This window comes from Herbaspirillum huttiense (genome assembly GCF_047300815.1).
GTDB classification, from domain to species: Bacteria; Pseudomonadota; Gammaproteobacteria; order Burkholderiales; family Burkholderiaceae_D; genus Herbaspirillum; species Herbaspirillum huttiense_A.
The window spans coordinates 2,158,239-2,181,734 of the sequence record NZ_CP178608.1 but is presented as its reverse complement, the minus strand read 5'-3'; the positions used below and the strand labels follow the sequence as shown (position 1 = coordinate 2,181,734).

Below are 23,496 nucleotides of genomic sequence, written 5' to 3'. Positions count from 1 at the left end.
TCGGCGGGTCAGAGAATGGTGCGATAGGTCGCCAGCACCTTGGTCGTTTGCACAAGGCCTTGGCGCAGCAGGATTTCGAGATAGCGGTCCACATCGATCGGCGGATGCTTGAGTTGGGCACGCTGGCGCTGCGCAGCCGACACTACGGCGGCCGCATCCAGATCCAGCAGGTTGTCCACAAACTCATCGGGGTGCTGCGATTCGATGCCGTACGGAGCCAGCAGATCGTTCGGGAAATCACGTTCGTTGAACGTCACAATCACGCTCGCACCGCAGCGAATCGCCGCAGCCAGGACGTGCCGATCGTTCGGATCGGGTAATGTCAGGCCTGCCACGAGCGCTTCGTAGCCCTCCACCAAGCCGTCCGGAATGGCCCTGTCCATGAGATCCGACGTCCTGTCGACCTGAACCCGGGTGAGATCGGGGCGGTTGATCAACAGATTGCGTTTCCACTCCTCATGAATGGCTTGGCTCCACCGCGCCCGGAAGCGGCCAGACAGGCCGAGCCACATCAGGAAATCCCGCAGTGGCGCGGGATATAGAACGCACGCGTCGTAGACGGCGGTGAATGGGGAATGCCTCATTCGTATCCCATTCCCAACTCTTGCGACTGCTGAGCGAGTTCGGCCATCGCCTGCTCACTGGCGCGCTCGCGCGCTTCCTTGTACTGCATCAGATCGGCGAACCTCACCCTGCGGTGCTTGCCGGTGCGATGAAATGCCAACACCCCATCTTCTAGCAGCTTGACGAAATGGGGACGGGACACGTTGAGCAAGTCCGCCGCCTCTTGGGTCGTCAGCTCTGCATGGACGGGCACCACCTTTACTGCATTGCCATCGGCCAACTCGGCCAGGATGTCGACCAGCAGGCGTAAAGCCGAGGTAGGCAGTTCCACCTGATGAGCCTGTTTGTGGTCATCAAAGATCTGGATGTGCTGCGTCTCGAACTGGGTTGCGAGGTAAGCCGCCAAGGCACGTTGACCCTGGACGGCTGCCTTAACCTCTCCCGCGGCGGGAAGGGTCATCTTGGATTGGGCAGTGGCGGTGGTCATGGGTAGCTCCTAAGCGAAAACGGTTGCAGAGCCGATCATATTCGAAACACTCGAAAAACGCAATAATCGAAACTCCACCCGGGCTTTTGTAGGTTCGCTCGCGGTATGCCCAATCCGGTCGTCCGCCAGTTCCTATTGTTTGCGGCCTAAAACAGCCCTGATCTCCACGATCACCCCATTGCTGATCACACAGGAATGGCGCGATGGTGGCTTCGATCTGGCTGCGCGCCGCGCATCGCGGCGTGCCCACTTTTCTCGTGACGGCCCTCCTGCTGGGTCAGTCCCAGATGGCCTTGGCCGAGTCTCCGGCACAGCGCCAGGAGCTGGTCGCCGCACTGCGCCAGCTCGACGCGCTGGAGCGCACCGTCGCGGACAGCGCCGCGCATGCCCCCATCCAGCCGGGCGAGCGCTACCACTTCGACTACCCGCGGCTGCTGGCTGACCTGGCGCGCGTTCGCGCCGGCATCCAGTTTCACCTGACGCCATCGCGCGCTCAGCCGCGCGACCCCTCCGAACTGGCCGGCGACTACCGCACCGAGCGGGCGGCCGAGCCGCTGCCGGCGACGACTGCGGGGGGCAAGCAATGAACGGCGCCCAGGTCTCGGCATTTCAAGCCAACAGCGGCATCGCGCCTTCCGCAATGGCGACCGTCCTGGTCGGCGTCGTGTTCGCGGTCCTGCTCGTGTGGGGCGTCTGGGCCATCCGAACGGCCTACGTGGGGTGGTCCGAGAGCCGCCTCAACCAGCGCCAGTTCCTCGGCGTCTGCATCCGCTTCGTCGCGATGTACCTCGTCCTGAGTTTCTTCCTTCTGTCCTGACCTGAAAGGCCCGACCATGCACAACCGCATCCTCACTTCCCGTCTCGCCCAGCGCGCCGCCATGGCCCTGGGCGCCGCCGCGCTGCCCGCGCTGTCGTTCGCGCAAGGCCTGCCGCAGTTGGAGAACCCGACCCGCGGCACCGGCAACGGCATCATGGAAACGATCAGGAACTACGGCTACGACATCATCATGCTCGTAGCCCTCCTGGTCGTGGCGTCGATGTTCATCGGCGTCTGCTACCACGCCTACGGCACCTACGCGGAAATCCACACCGGCCGCAAGACCTGGGGCCAGTTTGGCCTCACCGTCGCGATCGGTGCCGTGCTGCTCGTGATCGGCATCTGGCTGCTCACCGAAGCCACCGGCATCCTGTAAGGCGAGGCCGGTATGTCCGAGCAGCAGCACGTCCGTGCGGACGGGACGGTCACGTTCCTTCCGCATCGGCTCAACCGCCACCCTGTTGTCGTGCGCGGCCTCACCGCCGACGAACTGTGGATCTGCTGCGGCCTGTCCGGCGCCGCCGGCCTGCTGGTCGGCGCGCCGCTGTCCTGGGTGTTCCGCACGATCGCCATCGCGCCGACGTTCGTCGTCCTGGGCGTGGCCCTGGGCGTCTTCATCGGCGGCGGCATCCTGCGCCGGCTCAAGCGCGGGCGCCCCGACACCTGGCTGTACCGGCAACTGCAATGGCGCATCGCCACGCGCCATCCACTGATGGCGGGATGGGTAGGCGGCCACGTGCTGATCTCGCGCTCCGGCTTCTGGTCCACCCGAAGGTCCGTTGCAAGGGGGGCACGATGAGCCGCTTCAAGAACGAGATCACCCACCTGCAGGCGCACATCAAGACCTTGCGCCTGGGCGCGGGCGCGCTGGTCATTGTCGCCCTGGTCATGGGCGGCGGCTGGTGGAGCGCGCCGCGCGACCTGACCATCCACGTCCCGCCCGACCTGCGCTCTGGCAGTACCCGCAAGTGGTGGGAAGTGCCGCCCGAATCGGTCTATGCGTTCACGTTCTACGTGTTCCAGACGCTGAACCGCTGGCCGACCAATGGCGAAGAAGACTACTCGCGCAACCTCCACACGCTCTCGCCGTACCTCACCCCGTCCTGCCAGGCCTTCCTTCGCGCGGACTACGACTACCGCCGCTCCACCGGCGAGCTACGCCAGCGCGTGCGCGGCATCTACGAGATTCCCGGCCGCGGCTATGGCGACGACCCCACGGCGCGCGTGCGCACCGTGTCCGATCGCGACTGGGTGGTGACGCTGGACATCACGGCGGACGAGTACTACGGCGCCGAGCAGGTCAAGCGCGCCCTGGTGCGTTATCCGATCAAGGTCACGCGGGTGGACGTCGATCCCGCCCGCAACCCGTTCGGCCTGGCGCTGGACTGCTACGAAGGCGCGCCCCAGCGCATCAGTGCACCGGAGCCGGCGCGCCCGGCGTCGAGTGGCCTGTCTCCGCAAGCGCCTCAAGGAGGAAACACCCCATGAAGCATCCTGTACTCGCGCTGCTGGGGCTACTGGCCGTGGCCGCGGCACCCGTCGCCCAGGCGGTGGAGATCCTGCGTTGGGAACGCATGCCACTGGCAGTGCCGCTGAAGGTCGGTCAGGAACGCATCGTGTTCATCGACCGGAACGTGCGCGTGGGCGTGCCCGCGGGCGTGGGCGAACGCCTGCGCGTGCAGAGTGCGGGTGGCGCGGTGTACCTGCGCGCCAGCGAGCCGATCGAGCCCACGCGGTTGCAACTGCAGGACGCCGACACGGGCGCGCTGATCCTGCTGGACATCGCAGCCGAACCGCCCAAGGACGGGGAAGCCGAGCTGGAGCCGGTGCGCATCGTCGAGGGTGACAGCGCACCGGGACGCTATGGCGAGCAGGCCGACAGTGCCGAGGCCCCGGCACGCGCCCAGGGCCAGGCAGGTGCGCGGACCGCGCGGCGCGAAACTCCGGTCCCTGTCGTGCTGACGCGCTTCGCCGCGCAGAACCTCTACGCACCGCTGCGCACCGTCGAGCCGCTTCCGGGCGTCATGCGGGTCAACCTGCCCCGCGACCTCGACCTGGACACACTGATGCCAACGCTGCCGGTGCGCGCGGTCGCGCTCGCGTCGTGGCGCCTGGAAGACCAATGGGTGACTGCCGTGCGCCTTACCAACACCGGCGCCGACTGGGTCGCGCTCGACCCGCGCGTGCTGCAAGGCGATTTCCTCACCGCCACCTTCCAGCACGAGGCGCTGGGCCCGCGCGGCACGCCCGAGGACACGACCGTCCTCTACCTGGTCACGGGCGGCCGCGGCCTCGCGCAGTCGCTGCTGCCGGCGATTCACCGCTTCGACCCTGCCGTGCATCTGCCGCAGCCGGACGGCGACGAGAACGCCAAGGAGGCCCGCCATGCGCAGTAACGGCCTGCTCAAGTGGCTGATGATCCCTGTCGCCATCCTGGTGCTGTTCGTCGGTATCCGGCTGTTCTCGGGTGGAGGCAGCACGGCGCCACCCGCGGCGGACAACGGCGCCCAGCTCACGCCCGAGGAAATGAAGGCGCTGGGCATCGAAGGCGACACCCCGCGCGACACCGTGGCGACGCTCGTTGCCCAAGTGAAGCAGTTGCGCACCGAGCTTCAGACCGCGCTCTCGGACAACAAGTCGCAGCGTGAAGAGAACCAGCGACTGCGCCAGCGCGAGAACTCCATCGACCAGCGCATCAACTCGGCGCTCGAATCCGAGCGGTCCAACCTGCGCCGCGACCAGGAGCAGGCGGCCAGCGCGCGCCAGCAGACCGAAGGGCTGCTCGCCGACCTGCAGCGGCGCCTGGACAGCATCGGCGGGCGCGGCGGCGGCCATGCGGACCTGCCCGTGGGCCTGGGGCTGCAGGGCGGCGACGAGGCCGGCATGGAGGGCGGCGTGCGGTGGGTCGAGCCGGACGACGCAAAGCCCGCCGAGGGGCGCAACGGCGGTCGTGGCGCGAGCGGCGGAATGAGCTTCCCCACGAGCTTCGGCCCGGCGCAGAGCACGCTCGAAACCACCGCGGAAACCGTGGCCAACGCGGGCGCCCGCGCCTCTGGGGTCAAGAGTGCCAAGCCGGTCTATACCGTGCCGACCAACTCCACGCTCATGGGTTCGGTCGCCATGACCGCGCTGATCGGCCGCGTGCCGATCGACGGCACGGTCAACGATCCCTATCCGTTCAAAGTCCTGGTCGGGCCGGACAACCTGACCGCCAATGGCATCGACATTCCCGACGTGGCCGGCGCCGTGTTCAGCGGCACCGCATCGGGCGACTGGACGCTTTCGTGCGTGCGCGGCCAGGTGCGCAGCATCACGTTCGTCTTCAACGACGGCACGATCCGCACGATCCCCGAAGACCGCGAGGGCAACCAGCAGAACAACCAGCAACGCGACGGCTTGGGCTGGATCAGCGACCCGCACGGCATCCCCTGCGTCAGCGGCGAGCGGCGCAGCAACGCCCAGCAGTACCTCGGCTCGCAGGCCCTGATCACCGCGGCCGGTGCCGGCGTGGCCTCGCTCATCGAGAGCGACAGCGGCCGCATGTCCTATGTCGGCTCGGACGGCTCCATCGGCACCGTGGGCATCACCGGCCAGGAAGCGGTCGGCCAGATTCTCGCGGGCGGTGTCCGGGACATGTCGGCCTGGGTCAACAAGCTCTACGGCCAGGCGTTCGCCGCCGTCTATGTGCAGCCCGGCGCCAAGGTCGCCGTCCACCTCGAAAAACCGCTCGCCATCGACTTCGATCCCGAAGGCCGCAAGGTCGATCACCGCGCAGGAGAAAGCCATGCTCTCGAACTCGATTAAGGGCCTGGTGCTGGCCCTCGCCGTCGCGGTGCTCGGCGGCTGCGCCACCAGCAAGGAAAAGCTGCTGACCCACGGTGACCGCACGATGATGGACATCTGGCAGCAGGAGGCCGGCGACGGCGGTGGCGCAGCCGGACGGAACGCCGGCCGCCAGCTGCTCGATGCGCGCCAGAGCCTGCGTCGGCCCCTGACCGACGCCGACGTGCAGGCCGCACCTGTCGAGCAGATGCGCTACACGCGCACCGCGCGCAATGAGGTCCACCGCCAGTTCCAGCGCCTGCCCAATCCCGATCTCGTGATGTACGTGTACCCGCATCTGGCCGGCACCGATCCCGTGCCGGTGCCCGGCTACACGACCGTCTTCCCGCTCTACCAGCGCATCCAGTACGCGATGCCGGGCGAGCGCGTGGAGGACTACTGATGCGGTGGAAACTCCCATGGCCGAAGCTGGCCGGCGCCGGCTCCAGTAGCCCGGCTAGCGATGAGCAGCCGGACAGCTGGCAGCGCCACGTCGAGGCCTTGCGCCAGGCCGGCATCCCCGAACCCGGTTCGGCAGTCCACGGCCGCAAGCCAGCGACCGTGGCCGACGAGCAGGCGCTGTACGACGTTGCGCCGTCCTTCGTGGAACTGCTGCCCTGGGTGGAGTTCTTGCCCGGGTCGAAATCGATGCTCCTGGAGGATGGCCAATCGGTGGCGGCGTTCTACGAACTGGTGCCGCTGGGCACCGAAGGCCGGGAACCCGGCTGGCTCGCGCATGCCCGCGACGCCCTGGAAAACGCGCTTCAGGACAGTTTCGATGAACTGGACGAGAACCCGTGGGTGCTCCAGCTCTATGCCCAGGACGAACCGAGCTTCGACCAGTACATGCAGACCTTGCGCGATTACGTGCAGCCACGTGCGCGCGGCTCGGCGTTCACCGAGTTCTACTTGCGCTTCTTCGGCCACCACCTGCGCGCTGTGGCCAAGCCCGGCGGCCTGTTCGAGGACACGGTGGTCACGCGGCTGCGCTGGCGCGGCCAGACGCGGCGGGTGCGCATGGTGATCTATCGCCGTGCAACTGGGCAGGCAAGCCGCCGCGGCCAGACGCCCGAGCAGATGCTGAACATCGTCTGCGACCGCCTGTGCGGCGGCCTGGCGAACGCCGGCATCCAGGCACGGCGCATGGTCGCAGCCGACGTCCACGACTGGCTGCTGCGGTGGTTCAATCCGCGCCCGGCGATGCTTGGACCGAGTGCAGAGGACCGGGAGCGCTTCTACGCGCTGGCGCGCTACCCCGACAGCACCGAAGAAAGCGAGGCCGGCGAAATCGAGCTGGCGAGCGGGCGGGATTTCAGCCAGCGGCTGTTCTTCGGCCAGCCACGCTCCGACGTGGAGCACGGCACCTGGTATTTCGACGGCATGCCGCACCGCGTGCTGATCACCGACCGGCTGCGCATGCCGCCCGGCACCGGACACCTGACCGGCGAGACCCGCAAAGGGGATGCCATCAACACGCTGTTCGACCAGATGCCGGAAGACACCTTGCTGTGTCTCACGATGGTCGCCACGCCGCAGGATGTCCTGGAAGCGGATCTCAACCACCTGGCGAAGAAGGCCGTGGGCGAGACGCTGGCGTCGGAGCAGACGTTGAAGGACGTGCAGGAAGCCCGCTCCCTCATCGGCAGCGCACACAAGCTCTACCGGGGGACGCTGGCATTCTACCTGCGCGGACGCGACGAAGCGGAACTGGACCGGCGCGGCCTGGACCTGGCGAACGTGATGCTCAATGCTGGCTTGCAGCCGGTGCGCGAGGACGACGAGGTGGCGCCGCTCAACAGCTACTTGCGGTGGCTGCCATGCTGCTACAACCCCGGCCAGGATCGGCGCAAGTGGTACACCCAACTGATGTTCGCTCAGCACGCGGCGAACCTGTCGCCGGTGTGGGGCCGCGCTCAAGGTACGGGGCACCCGGGCATCACGATGTTCAACCGCGGTGGCGGGCCGATCACCTTCGACCCGCTCAGCCGCCTGGATCGGCAGATGAACGCCCATCTGTTCCTGTTCGGCCCCACCGGCTCCGGCAAGAGCGCCACGCTCAACAACCTCTTGAATCAGGTCACGGCCATCTACCGACCGCGGCTGTTCATCGTGGAGGCTGGCAACAGCTTCGGCCTGTTCAGCGACTTCGCACGCATGCTCGGGCTGACGGTAAACCGGGTCAAGCTGGCCCCAGGTTCGGGCATCAGCCTCGCGCCATTCGCAGACGCGCGTCGGCTGATCGAGACGCCCAGCGACGTGCAGACGCTCGACGCCGACGCGCTGGATGAAGACCCGCCACCAGATGCCTCGGCCATGGAGGCGGACGAGCAGCGCGACGTGCTCGGCGAACTGGAGATCACGGCGCGGCTGATGATCACGGGCGGAGAGGACAAGGAGGAAGCCCGGATGACGCGGGCTGACCGCTCGCTGATCCGTCAGTGCATCCTCGACGCCGCCGAGCACTGCGTGGCCGACAAACGCACGGTGCTTACGCGCGACGTGCGCAACGCGTTGCGCGCCCGCGGCCAGGACCCGACGCTGCCCGAAATGCGCCGCGTGCGGCTGCTGGAGATGGCGGATGCGATGGACATGTTCTGTCAAGGCACGGACGGCGAAATGTTCGACCGCGACGGCACGCCGTGGCCCGAAGCCGACATCACCTTGGTTGACCTCGCGACATACGCCCGCGAGGGCTACAACGCGCAGCTCTCCATCGCTTACATCAGCCTGATCAGCACGGTGAACAACATCGCCGAGCGCGACCAATACCTGGGACGCCCGATCATCAACGTCACCGACGAAGGCCACATCATCACGAAGAACCCGCTGCTCGCGCCCTACGTCGTGAAAATTACAAAGATGTGGAGGAAATTGGGGGCCTGGTTCTGGCTCGCGACGCAGAACATCGACGACCTGCCGCGCGCCGCGGAGCCCATGCTCAACATGATCGAGTGGTGGATCTGTCTCAGCATGCCGCCCGATGAAGTTGAGAAGATCGCGCGGTTCCGCGAACTCTCGCCCGCGCAGAAGGCGCTGATGCTTTCGGCGCGCAAGGAAGCGGGGAAATTCACCGAAGGCGTCATCCTCTCCAAGAGCATGGAAGTGCTGTTCCGCGCCGTGCCGCCGTCCCTGTACCTCGCCCTCGCGCAGACAGAACCCGAGGAGAAGGCCGAACGCTACCAGCTCATGCAGCAGTACGGCTGCACCGAACTGGAAGCGGCTTTCAAGGTGGCCGAGAAGATCGACCAGGCCCGCGGCATCGAGTCGCCGGCCCTGGAACTGTCGTAAACCGGAGAACGCCATGGAACAGAAACGTCCTTCCATTCCGATGCAGGTCCAGGCGTTCCGCCGTCGCCGCTGGCGGCCTCGCTGGCCCTGGGTATTGGCTGCTGCGCTGGTCGCGCTGCTGCTGATCTGGCTGGTGTCCCGGACGCCCGGCGAATCCTCAGCGCCGTCGCGCGCGCCGGTCAGCACGGCGCAGGTCGCTGGGCCACCCTGGCAGATGGGCAACCCGGAAGGCCGTTTCACGCTGACGCTCTATGCCGACCTGGAATGCCCGTTCTGCCGGGAGTATTTCCCGCAGCTCAAGCGCTGGGTCGGCAACAACACCGACGTGGCGCTGCAATGGCATCACCAGCCGCTGGCCGCGCACGAGCCTGCCGCGTCGGCCGAGGCACGTCTGGCCGAGTGCGCCGCCGAAGCGGGCGGGCATGCGGCGTTCTGGCAGGCGGTCGAATGGGTCTATGCCCACACGCGCAGCGACGGCCAGGGCTTGCCCGATGGCTTGCGTTACCCCGAAACAACGTCAGCCATCGAACAGTGCATGGCTAGCGAGCGCCCCAACGTGGCCATCCGCGCGCAGGCCGCGGAAGCCACCAAGAGCGGCGTGACCGCCACGCCGTCGCTGCGACTGCTCGATCGCCAGACGGGCCAGGCCATCCTGTTGCAGGGGCCGATCGAGGGCGATGCCTTGCTCTCGGCCATGGACCTGCTGGCGGCCGGGGAAATGGCCAGCGACGCGCCGGGTTCGCCCGCCACCCCCACATCCGAAATGCCTGCCGACGTTGTCGGCGACATGCCCAGGTAGCCCTCGGTCTTGAAGGCTACGGCGCGGCTCGCCGCGCTGACCGCTACCCGTTCGCTTTCGCATCCTGGCCGCGAACAATCACCGCCGCGCGGTGATGGATGCACCTTGTTCCGCTGTTTCCATCCCCAGGAGGGCTTGCCCTCCCAGGGTGGCGCCCTCCGCTCACTTTCTGGAGGTCCGCCATGTCTCTCGTCGCCAACGACTCCTGCGTGGAGCCACGTTTTGCCCCCATGTCCCAATCCGATGACTGGATCATCCGGCAAGCCATCGCGCTGCTGGAGCAGCGGGTCTTCAAGAAGGGGCCATCCCTGGAGAGGCCTGCCGCCGTCAAGGACTACCTGCGCCTGAAACTGGCCGCCGAGCCCAATGAAGTCTTCGCCATCGTGTTCCTCAACAGCATGCACGAGGTGCTGGCCTACGAGCCGATGTTCAGAGGCACGATCCATTCGACCTCGGTGCATGCGCGTCCGATCGTGCAGCGTGCCTTGGAACTGAATGCGGCAGCGGTCATTTTTTCTCACCAACACCCTTCGGGCTGCACGGAGCCGTCGAGCGCGGACCGTGCGTTGACCCAAACGCTGAGGGCCGCGTTGTCGCTGATCGACGTGAGGGTGCTGGATCACCTCATCGTCGGCCAGGGCACGCCGTACTCGTTCGCGGAATCCGGCCTGCTGTAGCGACGGCATCGGCTCCCTGATCCACGCGGAGGCTTCGGCCTCCGCTTTTTCATGGGCGCGAGACAAGCAGGTATGCGGGCAGTGCGCGATGCGCATTGTTTGTTGGGGCCGCGTCGGCTTCGCGTTTGACTACTGCTCTGATCAACTTCAAGGGCACGCGACATGACAGCATCCCTTTCCAGGTTCGCGCCGGGCTGGCGAACCCTCGGCCGGGCCGTGGCGCTGCCGGCAGCCCTGGCCGTTTTCAGCCCGGCCACCTTCGCCGCCGACGTGGTGGTCGTCACCGACAGCCGCCACCCGGTCAAGACCATGGGCGGCGAGCGGCTGATCGAGCTGGACGAAGCCCACAGGATTGAAGCGGAGCTTTCCGCGGGACTGCCCACCGACCCCGAACAGGCGACGGCCATCGTCAAGCGCCGGCTGAATGGCGGCGGTGCCGATCTGCAGCGACGCATCGCTTCCGCATACCAAGGCGTTACCGACGCATGGAGCCTCGGCATCACCAGCCTCCCGGCCGTGGTGGTGGACAGGCGCTATGTGGTCTATGGCGAGCCGGATGTGGCTCGCGCTGTCGCGCGCATCGAGCAGCACCGGAGGACCCAGCCGTGACCCGACCATTCGACCTGATGCGCCGCCTGCGCGCTGGCGTGGCTTCGTTGCTGCTGCTCAGCGCCACGGGCAGCTACGCCCTCAATACAGCGACCATCATCGGCTCGGTGGCATCGCCCGATTGCCTCGAATACCGCGTCGTCGGCATCTGCTACTGGCTCTACTGCACATGGACGGGCTGCACCGTGCGCACGTCGATCAAGGTGCGCCACTACATCCCCGATGCAGTGGTGTCGTCGTACTCGAATACCGGAGAAAACCCCTGGGTCGAAGTCCAGGCAATGAGCACGCCCAACCCGTCCGCCCAAGCTGGCGGCGACGGAACGACGAACGAGGATCACGAAAACAGCCTCGCCAAATTCAAGAACGCGGATGTCATCGGTCACCCCGGCGCAGAGGTGTTCAACCAGTTCGTCTCTTCGTCAGGCTACTTCTGTGAGGGCGCGGGCACGGCGTTTATGCCGTACTTGCTCAGCACCCTGGATACGCTGGCCTGGCGCTACAACGTGCCCGAGATGGCCTACCCGGAAGCGCTGATTCCGGGCCGGCGCGAAGTCGGTGCCCGTACCACGATGAATCTCTGGGGCAACGTGTATCCCCGTGGCGGCTTCCTGCACCAGACCGACGACTTCAAGGCCGGCGCAGTGGTGGCCCAGCGTGCGGGCGATGTGGTCACGCGCCGCGGGCAGATCCACGTCTATCAGCCGTTGCTTGCCAACTCCCGTGACGGCTACTGGCCGGCCGGCGCGCTGATGGAGGGCGATGCCTCGACCGGCAAGTGGCAAGAACTCACGCCCGTCCTGTCCTCGTCCTGCACGGTCTTCCCGCGCAGCGGCTTCCTTACCCAGGCCCAGCAAGGCGACTACGCATGGGCGCTGTGGCGGCCGTATGCCTGCTGCGAGCGCCGGGGCCAGGTGTTCCTGGGCAGCGTCGATTTCCTCTGAGGGGGTGCCATGAAGTTCCGTCCTGCATTCAATCCGTTCTCCCGCCGGGTACGTCGCACGGAGATCGTCCTGGCACTGGCCGGCGCGCTCGCGCTGGGCAGCGGCGTGGCCTGGGGTCAACTGGGATACCAGACCAGCGGCAGCGTCATCGGCGATGACGTCATGTACTCGATCGGTGGCGGCAACGCCGTGTCGATGGGACGTGCAGCCGGCATGCGCTCCATCGGTGTCGGCGTGGGTTGGAACAGCAACTTGATCTGCGGCGACATGAGCATCCAGACCACGTTGAAGAACCAACTTAACGGCATTACCAACGGCTTCCAGCAAATCATGTCGTCGGTGATCCAGAGTGCCACCAGTGCGGTGGCATCGTTGCCCGCACTGATCATCCAGCGGGCCGATCCCGGTCTGTACAACCTGCTCACCAATGGCGTGCTGCAGGCGCGGCTGGATTTCGACCGCAGCAAGCTGACGTGCCGTGCCATGGCCGAGAAGATGGCCGAAACGGCGGGCGGCCAACTCGGCTGGAGCCAGATGGCCGAAGGGCTGGCGCTGCGCGATGCCGTGTCGAGCACGGATGCGGTCTCGGCCATCGAGCAGGCCGAGACGCGCCGCGGCAATGACGGCGTGCCGTGGGTCGGGGGCAGCAACGCGGGCGGCTCCGGCCAGCCCGCGATCAAGGTCGTCGGCGATGTCACCCGCGCTGGCTACAACCTGGTCAACGGCCGCGGCGTGACCGACACCTCGTCCATTGCGCCGGCCAGTTGCAGCAGTCTCTCGTGCCAGACCTGGACCTCGCCGCAGGCTGCCGTCGAGTGGGCCACGCGCGTGCTCGGCGAGAAGGAGCAGCGCACGTGCGATGCCTGCACCAAGACCGAGACGACGCCGGGCGTCGGGCTCACGCCGCTGATCCAGGAGGAGTACGACGCCAAGCTGCAGGCGCTCCAGGACCTGGTAACCAAGGCCAAGAACACGACGCCGGAGAACCTGCGCGAAGCTGGCAGTGCGTCGCTGCCGATCACGCGCGGCGTGATCGAGGCGCTGCGCGACGAGCCCGACCAGCACCTGCTGTCGCAGCGCCTCGCGTCCGAGGTCGCGCTGGCATCCGTGCTGGAGAAAGCGCTGCTGCTGCAGCGCACGCTGCTCACGGGCAAGAAGGAGCCCAACGTCGCGGCGAACGAACTTGCCGTGGAGGCGGTGAACCACGAGAGCGACACGCTCGACCGTGAGATTCGCAACCTCAAGACCGAACTGGAGCTGCGGCGCGAACTGGCGAACAACTCGCCCATGGCGATCATCCAGCGCCACGGCGCGCGCGCGGCCGGTTCGCGCGGCATCTACGAGGGCGATCCTGTGCCGGACCGTCTCGACCAGCTCCAGAAGGGCAATCCGGGGAGTCGGCCATGAGCCCGGCGCGCATGGCCTGGCGGCCGCTGCGCTGGTTGTTCAGCCGGCGCGCGGCGAAGACGCTGCTGTGGCTGGTGCTTATCGTTGCCGCCGCAGTGGGGGCGAACGTCGCGGGCATCAACCTGGTCGGCAGCGTTGCAGGCTGGGAACGGTGGCTGGCGGCCTCCGCAGGGTATTTCTTCATCTGGCGGCTGTGCGTGTACGCGGCAACGGCCTATGGATGGTTCTGGATGCGCCGCCGGGTGCTGGCCCGCGAAGACCAAAGCGGGACAGATGGGCAGGCGCGGCGCCGGCTGATCCGTACCGAGGTCGCCGGCGTCGTCGCCATCGTCGCGCTGGAAGCCAGCCTGTTGATGCAGGCCGCTTGAGGGGAGATCGGGGCCATGACGCTCTTCACGACCGACTATCTGGAGTACTACCTCACCCTCGTGTCCTGGATCGTCAACAACGGTATCTGGGCCGTGCTGGTGTCCAGCGGGGTGTTCGCGCTGCCTTTCGTCGCCATCGTCGTGCAGGAGTGGCTGAAGGCCCGCGCGGAAGGCGCTGACGAGGGCAACAAAGGCGTTCTGAGTGCCGCCCGTATCGAGAACCGGGTGTTCGTCGCGATCGTGGTGGTGATGTTCGCGGGCATTCCGTTCATCGACGTGGACCTCAGCACCATCCAGTACGACAGCTCGCGCTCGGCGCAGTGCCAGGTCAGCGTGCCGCAGCCCACGGAAACCGGCTGGTCGCAGTCCTTCAGCACCATCAACAACCAGTCGGCGAAGGTGCCGGTCTGGTGGGCTTTCATGCACGCGCTCTCGCGCGCCGTCACGAGCGCCTCGGTAGCGGCGATCCCGTGCGGTACGGACCTGCGGCAGATGAGGATGGAGATCGACGCGACCCGCATTGACGACCCGGTACTGGCTCAGGAGGTCGCGGACTTCTCGCGGGATTGCTATGGGCCTGCGCGGGCCAAATTGTTCATGCAGCGCCCGGATCTCGATGAGCAGCAGATGCACGACGTAACCTGGATCGGCTCGCGCTTTTTCACGGACACGGGTGGCTACTACGACAGCTACCGCTCCAGCACGGCGCGCGAGGCATGGCCCTATGACGACACCCGCGATGCAGGCCTCGCGCAGGTTGCCAATGGTGGCGGCTACCCGACCTGCAGGCAGTGGTGGTCAGACGGCAGCAACGGCCTGCGCGCGCGGCTGCTGGGGCAAGTGGACCCGACCCTGCTGAATCGCCTGGCGGGCTGGGCCGGGTTCCTCAGCCGGGCCGAGGTGGACGATTCGGTGATCCGCGCCATCGCGTCACCGCGGCAGCAGAAACTGAACCAGGGCAGCGTCTATACGGACTACAGCGGCCAGATCGACAAGACCCTGCCGAACATCGTGACGCGCGCCACGGGCGACGTGGGGATGGCAGTCGGCGCGATTGCCGCGTTTCCTGCCATGGATGTCGTGCGCCAATCCCTGCCCATGATCCTCGCCTTACTGAAGATGGCGCTGGTCATCTGCATCCCGCTCGTGCTGGTTGTGGGCACCTACGACCTGAAGACGGTCGTCACCGTCAGCGTCGTGCAGTTCGCGCTGTTCTTCACGGACTTCTGGTTCCAGCTCGCACGCTGGATCGATTCAACGATTCTGGACGCGCTTTATGGCTGGGGCTTTGGCTGGAACCGGCCGCACACCAACTTTGACCCGCTGGTAGGGTTGAACAACGCCTTCGGCGACATGCTCCTGATGTTCGTCATGGGCACGATGTTCCTGGTTCTGCCGGGATTCTGGCTGGCGAGCCTTACCTGGGTTGGGATTCGGGCCGGGCACGTCATCCAGGGACTTTCCGATGGCAGCAAGAGCGCCGGCCAAGCTGGCGGCAAGGGTGCCGGGGCGCTCACCGGAGGAAAACTGAAATAGCGCGAGGCCGGTCAGTCGTCGGTGTACAACTCGTGCGACGTGTCGTTGTACAGGTTGGGATCGTAGCCCGGCGTCTTGCGCAGCTCGGTGAGGTCGGTGAAAGGCCACTCGTCCTCATCCGAAGTATTTGCAGCAGCAGCCCATCCCGCCGCCGCAACGCCCAGCATCACGAGTGCAAACCAAAACGCAACGTAGAGCAGCACCCCCAGTACAGCCAGCTTGGCTACCCACACGAGCGCGGTAGCGCCAGCTCGCGGCATGCCCTTGGACACCAACCAGTTCGACGCCCGCCGTTCGCGTCGCGCATAGGCACGCCATCCGCGGCCAAAGGCGCGGCCGAGGCGTTCTGCGGTGCTGGTGCGGGTCGTCGTGTTCATGGTCGTCTCCTGCTGTTGAGGAATGCCTATTCCAGTTTGCTCCACTTCATTCGGTTTGCGGCTTCAATGTGTTTTCTTGCTGCTTCAGGACGCTTCGTCATCCGGCCCCACCGGGCCGGGGTCGGGTTCAACGCCGATGCGGTAGGTAACAACGAAACGCGGCCAGTCCACATGGTCCACCAGGTCGATGTCCTCGATGACGCCAACCTTCGCTCCCGCACGCTCGAACAGGGCGATGCTCTTGGCGGGATAGTTGTTGCGCGACGGATAGAGCACCCCGTCGAACAGCGCCTGGCCATCATCTCCGAGCATCGCATGCACCTGGGCGGACACCCGCTGCGTGTGCGTGTAGTCGCGGCTGGCCAACTGCTCCAGGTTCAGGCCGAAGTAGCCCGCCATGACGCCCTGCGCCGTGAGATCGGCCAGAAACACGTCGTCCATCACGCCTACTGCGCGCACCATCCGGGCTTGGACTTCTTTCAGCGCGATCGAGCGTTGCGTGTCCGCAAGCCACTGGTGCTTGTGAAACACCGACTCCATCAGCGCCGTGGGCAGGTCGCGCCCCAGGTAGAGCACGCCGTAGGCCCCCGCTGGGTCATCGTAGCGATTCGTGCTGCTGCGGCCATAGTACAGCGGGCTGCCCCGATAGACGACGCGGCTCACATGCTGGAGCAGTTCACCGGCATCGATCAGGAACGAAGGCAGCTCGTGGCTCATGGCGGTCTCGCTTCAATGCACCTGGACGCCCAGCACGTTGAACACGGCCTCGGCCACGTCATCGATCGTGCCATGCGTCACCGCATCCACGGGCGAGCGACCACCCAGGCCTTCGAGGGGTTCGGACAGCGCGCGGTAGATCGTCCAGTGGTCGATGCCCTCGACCTCCTGGAGCACGGTTTGGGTCAACTGCTGCTTCACCGGGTCGAGCTGCCAGTCGGGCAGCTTCTGGCCGCGCGGCCCCACGTTCAGCGCCAGCAGCCGACGGGCGAGGATGTCCTTGTAGATTTGCTGGCGCGACTTGTCCGCCAGCTTGGCGAACTCGGCAGGCGGCAGGTTGTCCGGCTGGTTGAAGGCTTCCAGCAGCAAGGCGCGGCCTCGCTGGACATCGGTTTCAGCCGGTGTCCAGCGCGTGTCGGAGCGCAACGCGGCCGCCTTGCGCTGCAAGGCCTGCGCCACCGTTTCACCTTCCAGGTTGGCGGGCAGCGTCACCGCCTCCACGCGCTCGTGGATGAACGCCTGCAACTCAGCCGCGAACGCCGGTGCATCCCGGATTTCGACGGTATCGGCGAAGCGTCGCACATCCTCCACCGTGACTCGCGGCAGCCGGTCGGCAATGAATTCGATCGCAGTGGGCATGGTCAGCTCCCAGGTAGGTTTGAGACAGGATTCACTCTAGTCTCCTTTGTCGCATTTGTCAACTTAGTCGCCCGGGTGGGAGCCTACCTGGCGGTGTTGCGCCCCGGCAGCATAGGCCGGGGCCCAGCGCCAGGTCGCCGTCTAATCCATTCGTGCGGGTTCCGCATTGACGCTGGAGCCGCAGCCCAGGCCCCGCTATACCGAAACGGTTAAAGGCCAAAGGGTCGAAACGGCAAGGGAATGGGGTGCAAGGGGAAAGGCCCTACCTTGAAAAGGCCAAAAGGCCTCCCGCCCGGCCCGCCATCAGGACACCGACATGCTCTCCCTGTTCCAGCGAAAACGGCCCCCGGTCGCTGCCGCGCCGTCGCCAGCACCCGCCACCGACCTCCCGAAAGGGTTGATGCGGCCGGAGTCGGCCGCATCGTTGCTCGCCACCCCGCGCCGGCAGAAGCTGCTGGAACACATCTGGCAGCGCACCTCGCTTTCGCGCAAGCAGTTCGCCTCCCTGTACCGCGCGCCGCTGGAGCGCTACGCCGAGCTGGTCCAGGCCTTCCCGGCTTCCGAAGCGCATCACCATGCCTACCCGGGCGGCATGCTCGACCATGGCCTCGAAATCGTCGCCTACAGCCTAAAGCTGCGGCAGTCCCATCTGCTGCCCATCGGGGCCAGCCCCGAAGACCAGGCGGCGCAGGCCGAAGCCTGGACTGCGGCCGTCGCCTATGCCGCACTGCTCCATGACATCGGCAAGGTGGCCGTCGATCTGCACGTCGAGCTGGCCGACGGCAGCACCTGGCACCCATGGCACGGCCCGCTGCGCCAACCGTACCGCTTCCGCTACCGCGACGACCGCGAGTACCGGCTTCATAGCGCCGCGACAGGCTTGCTGTACCAGCAATTGCTCAATCGCGATCTGCTGGACTGGCTCAGTGGCTATCCATCCTTGTGGGCGCCGCTGCTCTACGTCTTGGCTGGGCAGTACGAGCACGCCGGGGTTCTGGGCGAGCTTGTCGTGCAGGCCGACCGCGCCTCCGTCGCCCAGGAGCTGGGCGGCGATCCCGCGCGCGCCATGGCCGCGCCCAAGCACTCGCTCCAACGCAAGCTGGTCAACGGGCTGCGCTACCTGCTCAAGGAAGAGCTGAAACTGAACCAGCCGGAGGCCTCCGATGGCTGGCTCACCGAGGACGCGCTGTGGCTGGTGAGCAAGACAGTCTCGGACAAGCTGCGCGCGCACCTGCTGTCCCAGGGGGTCGATGGCATCCCCGCGAACAACACGGCCGTGTTCAACGTGCTACAGGATCATGCCATGTTGCAGCCCACCGCCTCCGGCAAGGCCATCTGGCGCGCAACTATTACCAGTGAGAGTGGCTGGTCCCATGCCTTCACGCTCCTGCGCCTGGCCCCGGCGCTGATCTGGGAGCCCTCGGAGCGACCCAGCCCATTTGCGGGAACCGTGACCGTGGACAACGCCGGCGAGGCCGAGGACGGGCCGCGCCCGTCCGCACCCGACGCTGCATTGCTACCTGGAGCAGCGGTGGCAACGGAGAAGGAGCCCGCAGCAAGCAGCCGTCCAGATCAGTCGGGCGGAAGTCACGCCATACCTCCCAGCACGCAGCGCAATCCGGCCGACCCACTGGAAAGCATGCTGGCGATGTTCGAGACAACGCCTGAGCCGGAGCAGTCCGTCGAAGCCCCGCCAGAGGGTGCCGACGATGCAGCGGTGCCGCTCGACCCTCCCGCATCGGCCCCAGGTCCTTCGGCGCCGACCGCCGCGCCTGCGCCGCACGATTTCGCCTCATTTACCGGGCGGCCATCGGGCGAGCATTTCATGGCCTGGCTGAAACAGGCCGTCCAGACCCGCAAGCTCATCATCAATGACGCCAAGGCCCTGGTACATACCGTGTCCGACACGGTTTACCTGATCAGCCCTGGTGTTTTCCAGCGCTACGCACAAGAGCATCCAACCATTGGGCCGCTTGCGAAGGACGCGGCCCTGCAGGACTGGCAGTGGGTGCAGAAGCGCTTTGAAAAACTCGGACTCCACAGGAAACAGCCATCGGGTCTGAACATCAGGACGTGCGAGGTCATGGGACCGCGCAAAACGCGCCAGGTGCATGGCTATTTGCTCGAAGACCCATCGCACATATTCGATGCCGTTCCACCGAACAATCCTTATCTGTCGCTCAAATAGCCGACTAAGAGGGGAAGTGCCACACGTTCTGTTTGAACGGGTGGCAAGCTTCAGTCGATCCGAAGAGGCTCGAACGACTTGACGAGTTGGTCCACCGCCTTGACCTGCCGCAGCAGCGGTTCGAGCGTGTCCAGTGGCAGAGCGCTGGGTCCGTCACAACGTGCATGCGCCGGGTCGGCGTGTGCTTCGAGGAACAAACCGCCAATGCCGACCGCCATGCCGGCCCGCGCGAGTTCGGGCAACTGTTGGCGACGCCCACCCGAAGCCAACGCATCCGCTTCTCGCCGCTGCAGGCTATGGGTTACGTCGAACACCAGTGGCAGGCCACTGCTGGCAACGCTCATTTCGCGGAAGCCCAACATGTCCACGACGAGATTGTCGTAGCCGAACTGCGTGCCACGCTCGCACAGCAGGACGCGCGGGTTGCCAGCCTCGTGCAGTTTGTGGACGACATGCCTGATCTGGCCCGGGCTGAGGAACTGCGGCTTCTTGACATTCACTACCCGACCGGTGCGGGCAATGGCGGCCACCAGATCGGTCTGCCGGGCCAGGAAGGCCGGAACTTGCAGTACGTCGGCAACGGCAGCGACCTGCATGGCCTGCTCAACCTCATGCACGTCGGTCAAGACTGGGCATCCGAACCGCGACTTGACCGCATCGAGGACCCGCAGCCCTTCCTCCAGGCCGACACCTCGGAAAGAATGGATCGACGAGCGATTGGCCTTGTCGAACGACGCCTTGAAAACGAAGGGTATCCCCAGCTTGCGCGTCACCTCCGCGAAGTGCTCAGCCGCAGCCAGGGTCGTATCGAGATCCTCGATGACGTTGATGCCGCCGAACAGCACGAACGGCAGGTCGTTGGCGACTGTGATGCCCTCGGAAATGGCGACGTGCAGGGAGGTGGCTGATGATGTCGATCGCATAAAAATTCCTCTCGTGATGTCAACGACCGCAGGCGAAAGCGCCGAGCGTCGTCGGCGAAGAATGCCTCACGGTCTTGAGCTTTGCGTGCAGACGCGTCCACAACAGCGCTTACAGGGTCCGACCGGGGTCCGCACCGGCGACTCCGCCCGTGACCACGGTCTTCCTTCAGCGGCTCACTGAAGACCGAGCGCCTTCATCAGCCTCGGCTTCTGGCTCGCGAAGGTGCCATAGAAGACCTCGTCGCCGACGATCGTGATCGGGGCCACGCGCACGCCGGTTCGTGACTTGGCCTCCGCGGAAATCTTCGGGTCGGTCAGGTCGCGCTCTTCAAACGCGATGCCCTGCTGGGACAACCACTCCTTTAGTGCCCGGCAGTCCGGGCAAGTTGGAGTGCTATAGATGAGGATGCGCGGGGTGTTGGCTTGGTTCATGGTCGTGCCTTCACTTGCCCCGAGCGACAAGCCAACTCTTCATCATGGCGATCTCGCCTTCCTGCGCGGAGATGACCTCCTGAGCCAACTTGCGGACCTCCGGGTTCTTGCCGTACTGCAGCGCCACCTTGGCCATGTCGATCGCACCCTGGTGGTGCGGGATCATGCCGCGCATGAAGTCCACATCGGCGTCGCCGCTGAAGTCGATCATCATGTCCGCATGCATGCGGTCGTTGCCGGCACGGTAGGCGGCCGTCGAGGCATCGCCCGAGCTGCCGGCCGCCGCCTGCTGGCCGTTGTCGCCCAGCCACTTGTTCATCATGGCGATCTCGCCTTCCTGCACGGTGATGACCTCCTGGGCCAGCTTGTGAACCTCCGGGTCCTTGCCGTACTGCAGCGCCACCTTGGCCATGTCGATCGCGCCCTGGTGGTGCGGGATCATGCCACGCATGAAATCGACGTCGGCGTTGCCAGTGAACTGCGCTCCCATCCCGGCGTGCATCTGGTCGTTCACGGCGCGATACGCGGTCGTGGAAGGACTGTCATTGGCCGAGGCGCTGGAGGGCATCGCGTGCCCTTGGTGACCTCCGCCCGCACTGGCCTGCATCGCTTCACCCGACGGGACGACCACCTTCTTCTGGACGGCCATCAGGCCGGCGGCGACCACGACGGCGCCCGCAATGAACAAGAGGCTGAACTTGTTGACCTTCATGAAAAAACTCCTTGAATGAGGTTGATGGGTTCACTGTAGGGCCTCCCATTGTTGGAAGGTCAAGCCCTTATTTCGCCCGTCACTTGGCGCTGCACGGCGGTGTGCCCATGCCCATTTCAGTTGCAAGTAATTCTCAACAAAGGTAGGATGTTAGGACGTTAATAGCGAGAGTCCAGGATCATGTCCCAGCAACCGAAAGTTCACGACACCAGCGATTTCCCCATCGTCCGCTTCGACGGCGCAAGCATCTACAACGGATACAGCAGCGCCTGGTGCGCGGAAATGGATGAACTCGTCGCCTGCGGAAAGCCCTTCGTGCTTATCTACGTCGCGGGAGGGCCAGAAGAGACTCTCGACGATCGCGCTCAGCGCGGCGTCTGGCTGAAGACTCACAAGGAGACGCTTGGCGGCACATTGCTCGCGCTCATCCACGTCGAACCGGATTCGGATAAGCGAGCCCAGTTGGAGGCCATGCTGCCAAAGCTCGTCCAGGCTTTCGGTACACCGCAGTCCACCCGGGCCACCCACGCCGATGCCGAGGCGCTGGCCCGGTATGTCCTGGCGGGTGGTCGCGTCGAAGATTCGATATGAACAGCACCGTCCGGTCGCTGTAGCGCACCAAGGGCCTATCCATGAGGACCGGCTACCGCGTGCTCTCCGGGAAACAACCCGCGTTCCGATCAACGGGGCCGGCGACCGGCTGCTCGATGGAAAGCGGCATTGCCAGCGCGGGAGTCGCGCTCGGATCAACCCGATTTCTCAAGTGCCGCAATCAGCGGAGCGACCACGTTCCGCACAGCCGCCGCAGCTGCTTCTCCATCCTGGCGCTCGATAGCATCCACGATCGCCTCATGGGTCGCGAGACCCGGCTCGGGCAGTTCCTTGTCCTTCAGCGCAGTCAGCGTGTTCATGCGGACCGAGTTCGCGAAGTAGCGGTACAGCTCAGCCAGCGCGCCGTTGCCGCACATCCCGGCGATCGCGCAGTGGAAAGCCGTATCGGCCTCGGCAAAGGCCGCGCTCGATGCGTGTTGCTCCTGCTCGCCGCGGGCCTTCAACAGTCGGCGCAGCAGCCCAACGTCCGCCTTGGACCGATGCACCGCGGCCAACCTGGCCGCCTCGGTTTCCAGCATGCAGCGCAACGCGAAGTGCTCTCGCAAGCCGGAACGCCCGACACGGCGCATGACCTCGGCCGGATCGATATTGGTTCGCACGTAGGTGCCATCACCCTGGCGGACTTCCAGGACCTGGCCGTGCGAGAGCACGCGAATGGCTTCCCGCACCGTGTTGCGGCCAACCTCCAGCATCTCGGCCAGTTCCTGCTCCCTGGGGATGCGCTCGCCGACCTTCCAGGCGCCTCCCTCGATCTGGCCGCGGATCAGCTCAATCGTCGAATCGACGAGCGAACGCCGCGGCGCCTGTGGGAGTGTGAAGCGGTTATTCATCGCGGTTCTCAAATGACGTAGAGACGGGAGCCCATCGGACCTCGATTGTAGCAACTCAGGCCTTATACATAGGATGATTCTATGTATTTGACAAAAGAGCAATTGCCGACGGCCTGTGCTTCGTTGCGCGCGACATGCGATTTTCCACCACGCCCGTGCGAGCGGGATTTTTTTCAACACCTTTTGGAGTATTTCGACCATGAACAACATGCAGCACGCCCTGTCATTCAGGCCCCTTCGTTCTTCAGACGGCTTGCGCTGCCGTCCGGTGCAGGCTTTGGGAGCGATATTCCTCGGGCTGGCTTCACTCGCCTATAGCGTCACGTCGCAGGCGGCAGATGAGCCAGAGAACGTGAAGGTGGTCCGGCAATACCTTGACGCCTGGAATGGCGGGCGAACCGACGCGATGGAAAAAGTGCTCGATTCCAACGTCGTCTATTTCAATACCAGCAATGAAGCGTCCCGCACTGGGCCTCAAGCCATTACCGAAGTCTCGCAGTTTCTGATGAAAATCCTGCCCGACCGAAAAATGAAAATCCGTTCGCAGCCGGTTGCCTCCGGCGATGGTGTGGCGATCGAGTGGGAATTCACCGCCACCAAGAACAGCAATGGCGGGACGTCGCCCTCCAGTTCGACCATCAGTTATTTCGGCGCGAGCTTCTTCCGTGTTTCGAACGGAAAGATTGTCTATGCCAGCGACTACTACAACCACAACACCATGCAGAAGCAGCTTCAGCAGTAACGTAAA

28 protein-coding genes are annotated in these 23,496 nt (G+C 65.5%); 19 read left to right on the top strand and 9 right to left on the bottom strand.

All coding sequences use genetic code 11. The features are described 5' to 3' along the window. Positions 1-8: 8 nt before the first annotated feature. Together ACLRDN_RS10035 and ACLRDN_RS10030 are read right to left on the bottom strand one after the other, a co-directional pair. A complete protein-coding gene (locus tag ACLRDN_RS10035) occupies positions 9-584 on the bottom strand; it encodes a PIN domain-containing protein (protein WP_003153636.1) in 576 nt (191 codons plus the stop codon). Further along, positions 581-1,051 carry a helix-turn-helix domain-containing protein gene (locus tag ACLRDN_RS10030; protein WP_003050245.1) on the bottom strand — a complete coding sequence of 157 codons (471 nt, stop codon included), beginning with the start codon at positions 1,049-1,051 and terminating at the stop codon, positions 581-583. Before ACLRDN_RS10030 ends, ACLRDN_RS10035 begins: the two co-directional genes overlap by 4 nt. A gap of 203 nt (positions 1,052-1,254) precedes the next feature. On the opposite strand from ACLRDN_RS10030, the gene ACLRDN_RS10025 reads away from it, so the two are divergent. The 16 genes from ACLRDN_RS10025 (at position 1,255) to ACLRDN_RS09950 (ending at position 15,318) form a co-directional block, all read left to right on the top strand. Beyond that, the gene (locus ACLRDN_RS10025; RefSeq protein ID WP_003090167.1) at positions 1,255-1,638 is read left to right on the top strand and encodes an RAQPRD family integrative conjugative element protein; all 384 of its coding nucleotides are present in this window, start codon (positions 1,255-1,257) and stop codon (positions 1,636-1,638) included. Next, positions 1,635-1,868 (top strand): TIGR03758 family integrating conjugative element protein, encoded by a 234-nt coding sequence (locus ACLRDN_RS10020; protein WP_003050225.1) that lies wholly within the window; start codon positions 1,635-1,637, stop codon positions 1,866-1,868. The genes ACLRDN_RS10025 and ACLRDN_RS10020 overlap by 4 nt, the downstream gene beginning before the upstream one ends. A gap of 16 nt (positions 1,869-1,884) precedes the next feature. After that, a complete protein-coding gene (locus ACLRDN_RS10015) occupies positions 1,885-2,244 on the top strand; it encodes a TIGR03745 family integrating conjugative element membrane protein (RefSeq protein WP_003153634.1) in 360 nt (119 codons plus the stop codon). A gap of 12 nt (positions 2,245-2,256) precedes the next feature. Then, positions 2,257-2,667 (top strand): TIGR03750 family conjugal transfer protein, encoded by a 411-nt coding sequence (locus ACLRDN_RS10010; RefSeq protein ID WP_003821108.1) that lies wholly within the window; start codon positions 2,257-2,259, stop codon positions 2,665-2,667. Beyond that, positions 2,664-3,356, top strand: coding sequence for a PFL_4703 family integrating conjugative element protein (locus tag ACLRDN_RS10005; protein ID WP_012614071.1), 693 nt, complete (start codon positions 2,664-2,666; stop codon positions 3,354-3,356). Before ACLRDN_RS10010 ends, ACLRDN_RS10005 begins: the two co-directional genes overlap by 4 nt. Then, positions 3,353-4,264 carry a TIGR03749 family integrating conjugative element protein gene (locus ACLRDN_RS10000; RefSeq protein ID WP_004350604.1) on the top strand — a complete coding sequence of 304 codons (912 nt, stop codon included), beginning with the start codon at positions 3,353-3,355 and terminating at the stop codon, positions 4,262-4,264. Before ACLRDN_RS10005 ends, ACLRDN_RS10000 begins: the two co-directional genes overlap by 4 nt. After that, positions 4,254-5,672 (top strand): TIGR03752 family integrating conjugative element protein, encoded by a 1,419-nt coding sequence (locus ACLRDN_RS09995; RefSeq protein WP_004350605.1) that lies wholly within the window; start codon positions 4,254-4,256, stop codon positions 5,670-5,672. The genes ACLRDN_RS10000 and ACLRDN_RS09995 overlap by 11 nt, the downstream gene beginning before the upstream one ends. Next, a complete protein-coding gene (locus ACLRDN_RS09990) occupies positions 5,653-6,093 on the top strand; it encodes a TIGR03751 family conjugal transfer lipoprotein (protein WP_003149753.1) in 441 nt (146 codons plus the stop codon). Before ACLRDN_RS09995 ends, ACLRDN_RS09990 begins: the two co-directional genes overlap by 20 nt. Continuing rightward, positions 6,093-8,978: a conjugative transfer ATPase gene (locus tag ACLRDN_RS09985; protein WP_012614070.1), complete on the top strand. Its 2,886-nt coding sequence runs from the start codon at positions 6,093-6,095 to the stop codon at positions 8,976-8,978. Before ACLRDN_RS09990 ends, ACLRDN_RS09985 begins: the two co-directional genes overlap by 1 nt. 13 nt (positions 8,979-8,991) lie before the next feature. After that, on the top strand, positions 8,992-9,777 hold the full coding sequence (locus ACLRDN_RS09980) for a DsbA family protein (protein WP_012614069.1): 786 nt from the start codon (positions 8,992-8,994) through the stop codon (positions 9,775-9,777). 182 nt (positions 9,778-9,959) lie between these two features. Then, the gene (locus ACLRDN_RS09975; protein ID WP_003821118.1) at positions 9,960-10,454 is read left to right on the top strand and encodes a JAB domain-containing protein; all 495 of its coding nucleotides are present in this window, start codon (positions 9,960-9,962) and stop codon (positions 10,452-10,454) included. A 162-nt stretch (positions 10,455-10,616) separates the two neighbouring features. Continuing rightward, positions 10,617-11,063 carry a TIGR03757 family integrating conjugative element protein gene (locus ACLRDN_RS09970; RefSeq protein ID WP_003821119.1) on the top strand — a complete coding sequence of 149 codons (447 nt, stop codon included), beginning with the start codon at positions 10,617-10,619 and terminating at the stop codon, positions 11,061-11,063. Then, a complete protein-coding gene (locus ACLRDN_RS09965; protein WP_012614067.1) occupies positions 11,060-12,007 on the top strand; it encodes a TIGR03756 family integrating conjugative element protein in 948 nt (315 codons plus the stop codon). Before ACLRDN_RS09970 ends, ACLRDN_RS09965 begins: the two co-directional genes overlap by 4 nt. Before the next feature lie 9 nt (positions 12,008-12,016). After that, complete coding sequence (locus ACLRDN_RS09960; RefSeq protein ID WP_003821123.1) at positions 12,017-13,414, top strand: integrating conjugative element protein; 1,398 nt, start codon at positions 12,017-12,019, stop codon at positions 13,412-13,414. Then, on the top strand, positions 13,411-13,782 hold the full coding sequence (locus tag ACLRDN_RS09955; RefSeq protein WP_003821125.1) for a hypothetical protein: 372 nt from the start codon (positions 13,411-13,413) through the stop codon (positions 13,780-13,782). Before ACLRDN_RS09960 ends, ACLRDN_RS09955 begins: the two co-directional genes overlap by 4 nt. Positions 13,783-13,797: 15 nt before the next feature. Then, complete coding sequence (locus ACLRDN_RS09950; protein ID WP_413459947.1) at positions 13,798-15,318, top strand: conjugal transfer protein TraG N-terminal domain-containing protein; 1,521 nt, start codon at positions 13,798-13,800, stop codon at positions 15,316-15,318. A gap of 11 nt (positions 15,319-15,329) precedes the next feature. Here ACLRDN_RS09950 and ACLRDN_RS09945 read toward each other — a convergent pair whose 3' ends face one another. The 3 genes from ACLRDN_RS09945 to ACLRDN_RS09935 all read right to left on the bottom strand — a co-directional run bounded on the left by ACLRDN_RS09945 (position 15,330) and on the right by ACLRDN_RS09935 (position 17,051). Beyond that, positions 15,330-15,695: a DUF3742 family protein gene (locus tag ACLRDN_RS09945; RefSeq protein WP_003821127.1), complete on the bottom strand. Its 366-nt coding sequence runs from the start codon at positions 15,693-15,695 to the stop codon at positions 15,330-15,332. Positions 15,696-15,779: 84 nt separating this feature from the next. Next, complete coding sequence (locus ACLRDN_RS09940; protein ID WP_012614066.1) at positions 15,780-16,412, bottom strand: RES family NAD+ phosphorylase; 633 nt, start codon at positions 16,410-16,412, stop codon at positions 15,780-15,782. Positions 16,413-16,424: 12 nt separating this feature from the next. Further along, positions 16,425-17,051, bottom strand: coding sequence for an integrase (locus ACLRDN_RS09935; protein ID WP_003821129.1), 627 nt, complete (start codon positions 17,049-17,051; stop codon positions 16,425-16,427). Between the two features lie 316 nt (positions 17,052-17,367). Between ACLRDN_RS09935 and mobH the strand changes: the two genes are divergently transcribed. After that, positions 17,368-19,239, top strand: coding sequence for a MobH family relaxase (gene mobH, locus ACLRDN_RS09930; RefSeq protein WP_003821130.1), 1,872 nt, complete (start codon positions 17,368-17,370; stop codon positions 19,237-19,239). 50 nt (positions 19,240-19,289) lie between these two features. Here the strand turns inward: mobH and kdsA are convergent, their stop codons facing one another. The 3 genes from kdsA to ACLRDN_RS09915 all read right to left on the bottom strand — a co-directional run bounded on the left by kdsA (position 19,290) and on the right by ACLRDN_RS09915 (position 21,306). Further along, positions 19,290-20,135 (bottom strand): 3-deoxy-8-phosphooctulonate synthase, encoded by an 846-nt coding sequence (kdsA, locus tag ACLRDN_RS09925; protein WP_024082531.1) that lies wholly within the window; start codon positions 20,133-20,135, stop codon positions 19,290-19,292. A gap of 201 nt (positions 20,136-20,336) precedes the next feature. Then, on the bottom strand, positions 20,337-20,594 hold the full coding sequence (locus ACLRDN_RS09920) for a glutaredoxin family protein (RefSeq protein ID WP_003821132.1): 258 nt from the start codon (positions 20,592-20,594) through the stop codon (positions 20,337-20,339). Between the two features lie 10 nt (positions 20,595-20,604). Further along, positions 20,605-21,306, bottom strand: a complete 702-nt coding sequence (locus ACLRDN_RS09915; protein ID WP_003821133.1) for a DUF305 domain-containing protein — start codon at positions 21,304-21,306, stop codon at positions 20,605-20,607. A gap of 180 nt (positions 21,307-21,486) precedes the next feature. On the opposite strand from ACLRDN_RS09915, the gene ACLRDN_RS09910 reads away from it, so the two are divergent. Beyond that, positions 21,487-21,897 carry a hypothetical protein gene (locus tag ACLRDN_RS09910; protein WP_012614065.1) on the top strand — a complete coding sequence of 137 codons (411 nt, stop codon included), beginning with the start codon at positions 21,487-21,489 and terminating at the stop codon, positions 21,895-21,897. 155 nt (positions 21,898-22,052) lie between these two features. Here ACLRDN_RS09910 and ACLRDN_RS09905 read toward each other — a convergent pair whose 3' ends face one another. Next, complete coding sequence (locus ACLRDN_RS09905; protein ID WP_003821135.1) at positions 22,053-22,748, bottom strand: FadR/GntR family transcriptional regulator; 696 nt, start codon at positions 22,746-22,748, stop codon at positions 22,053-22,055. A gap of 199 nt (positions 22,749-22,947) precedes the next feature. Here ACLRDN_RS09905 and ACLRDN_RS09900 point away from each other — a divergent pair, with 199 nt between their 5' ends. Further along, positions 22,948-23,490 (top strand): nuclear transport factor 2 family protein, encoded by a 543-nt coding sequence (locus ACLRDN_RS09900; RefSeq protein WP_015912832.1) that lies wholly within the window; start codon positions 22,948-22,950, stop codon positions 23,488-23,490. Positions 23,491-23,496 lie beyond the last annotated feature (6 nt).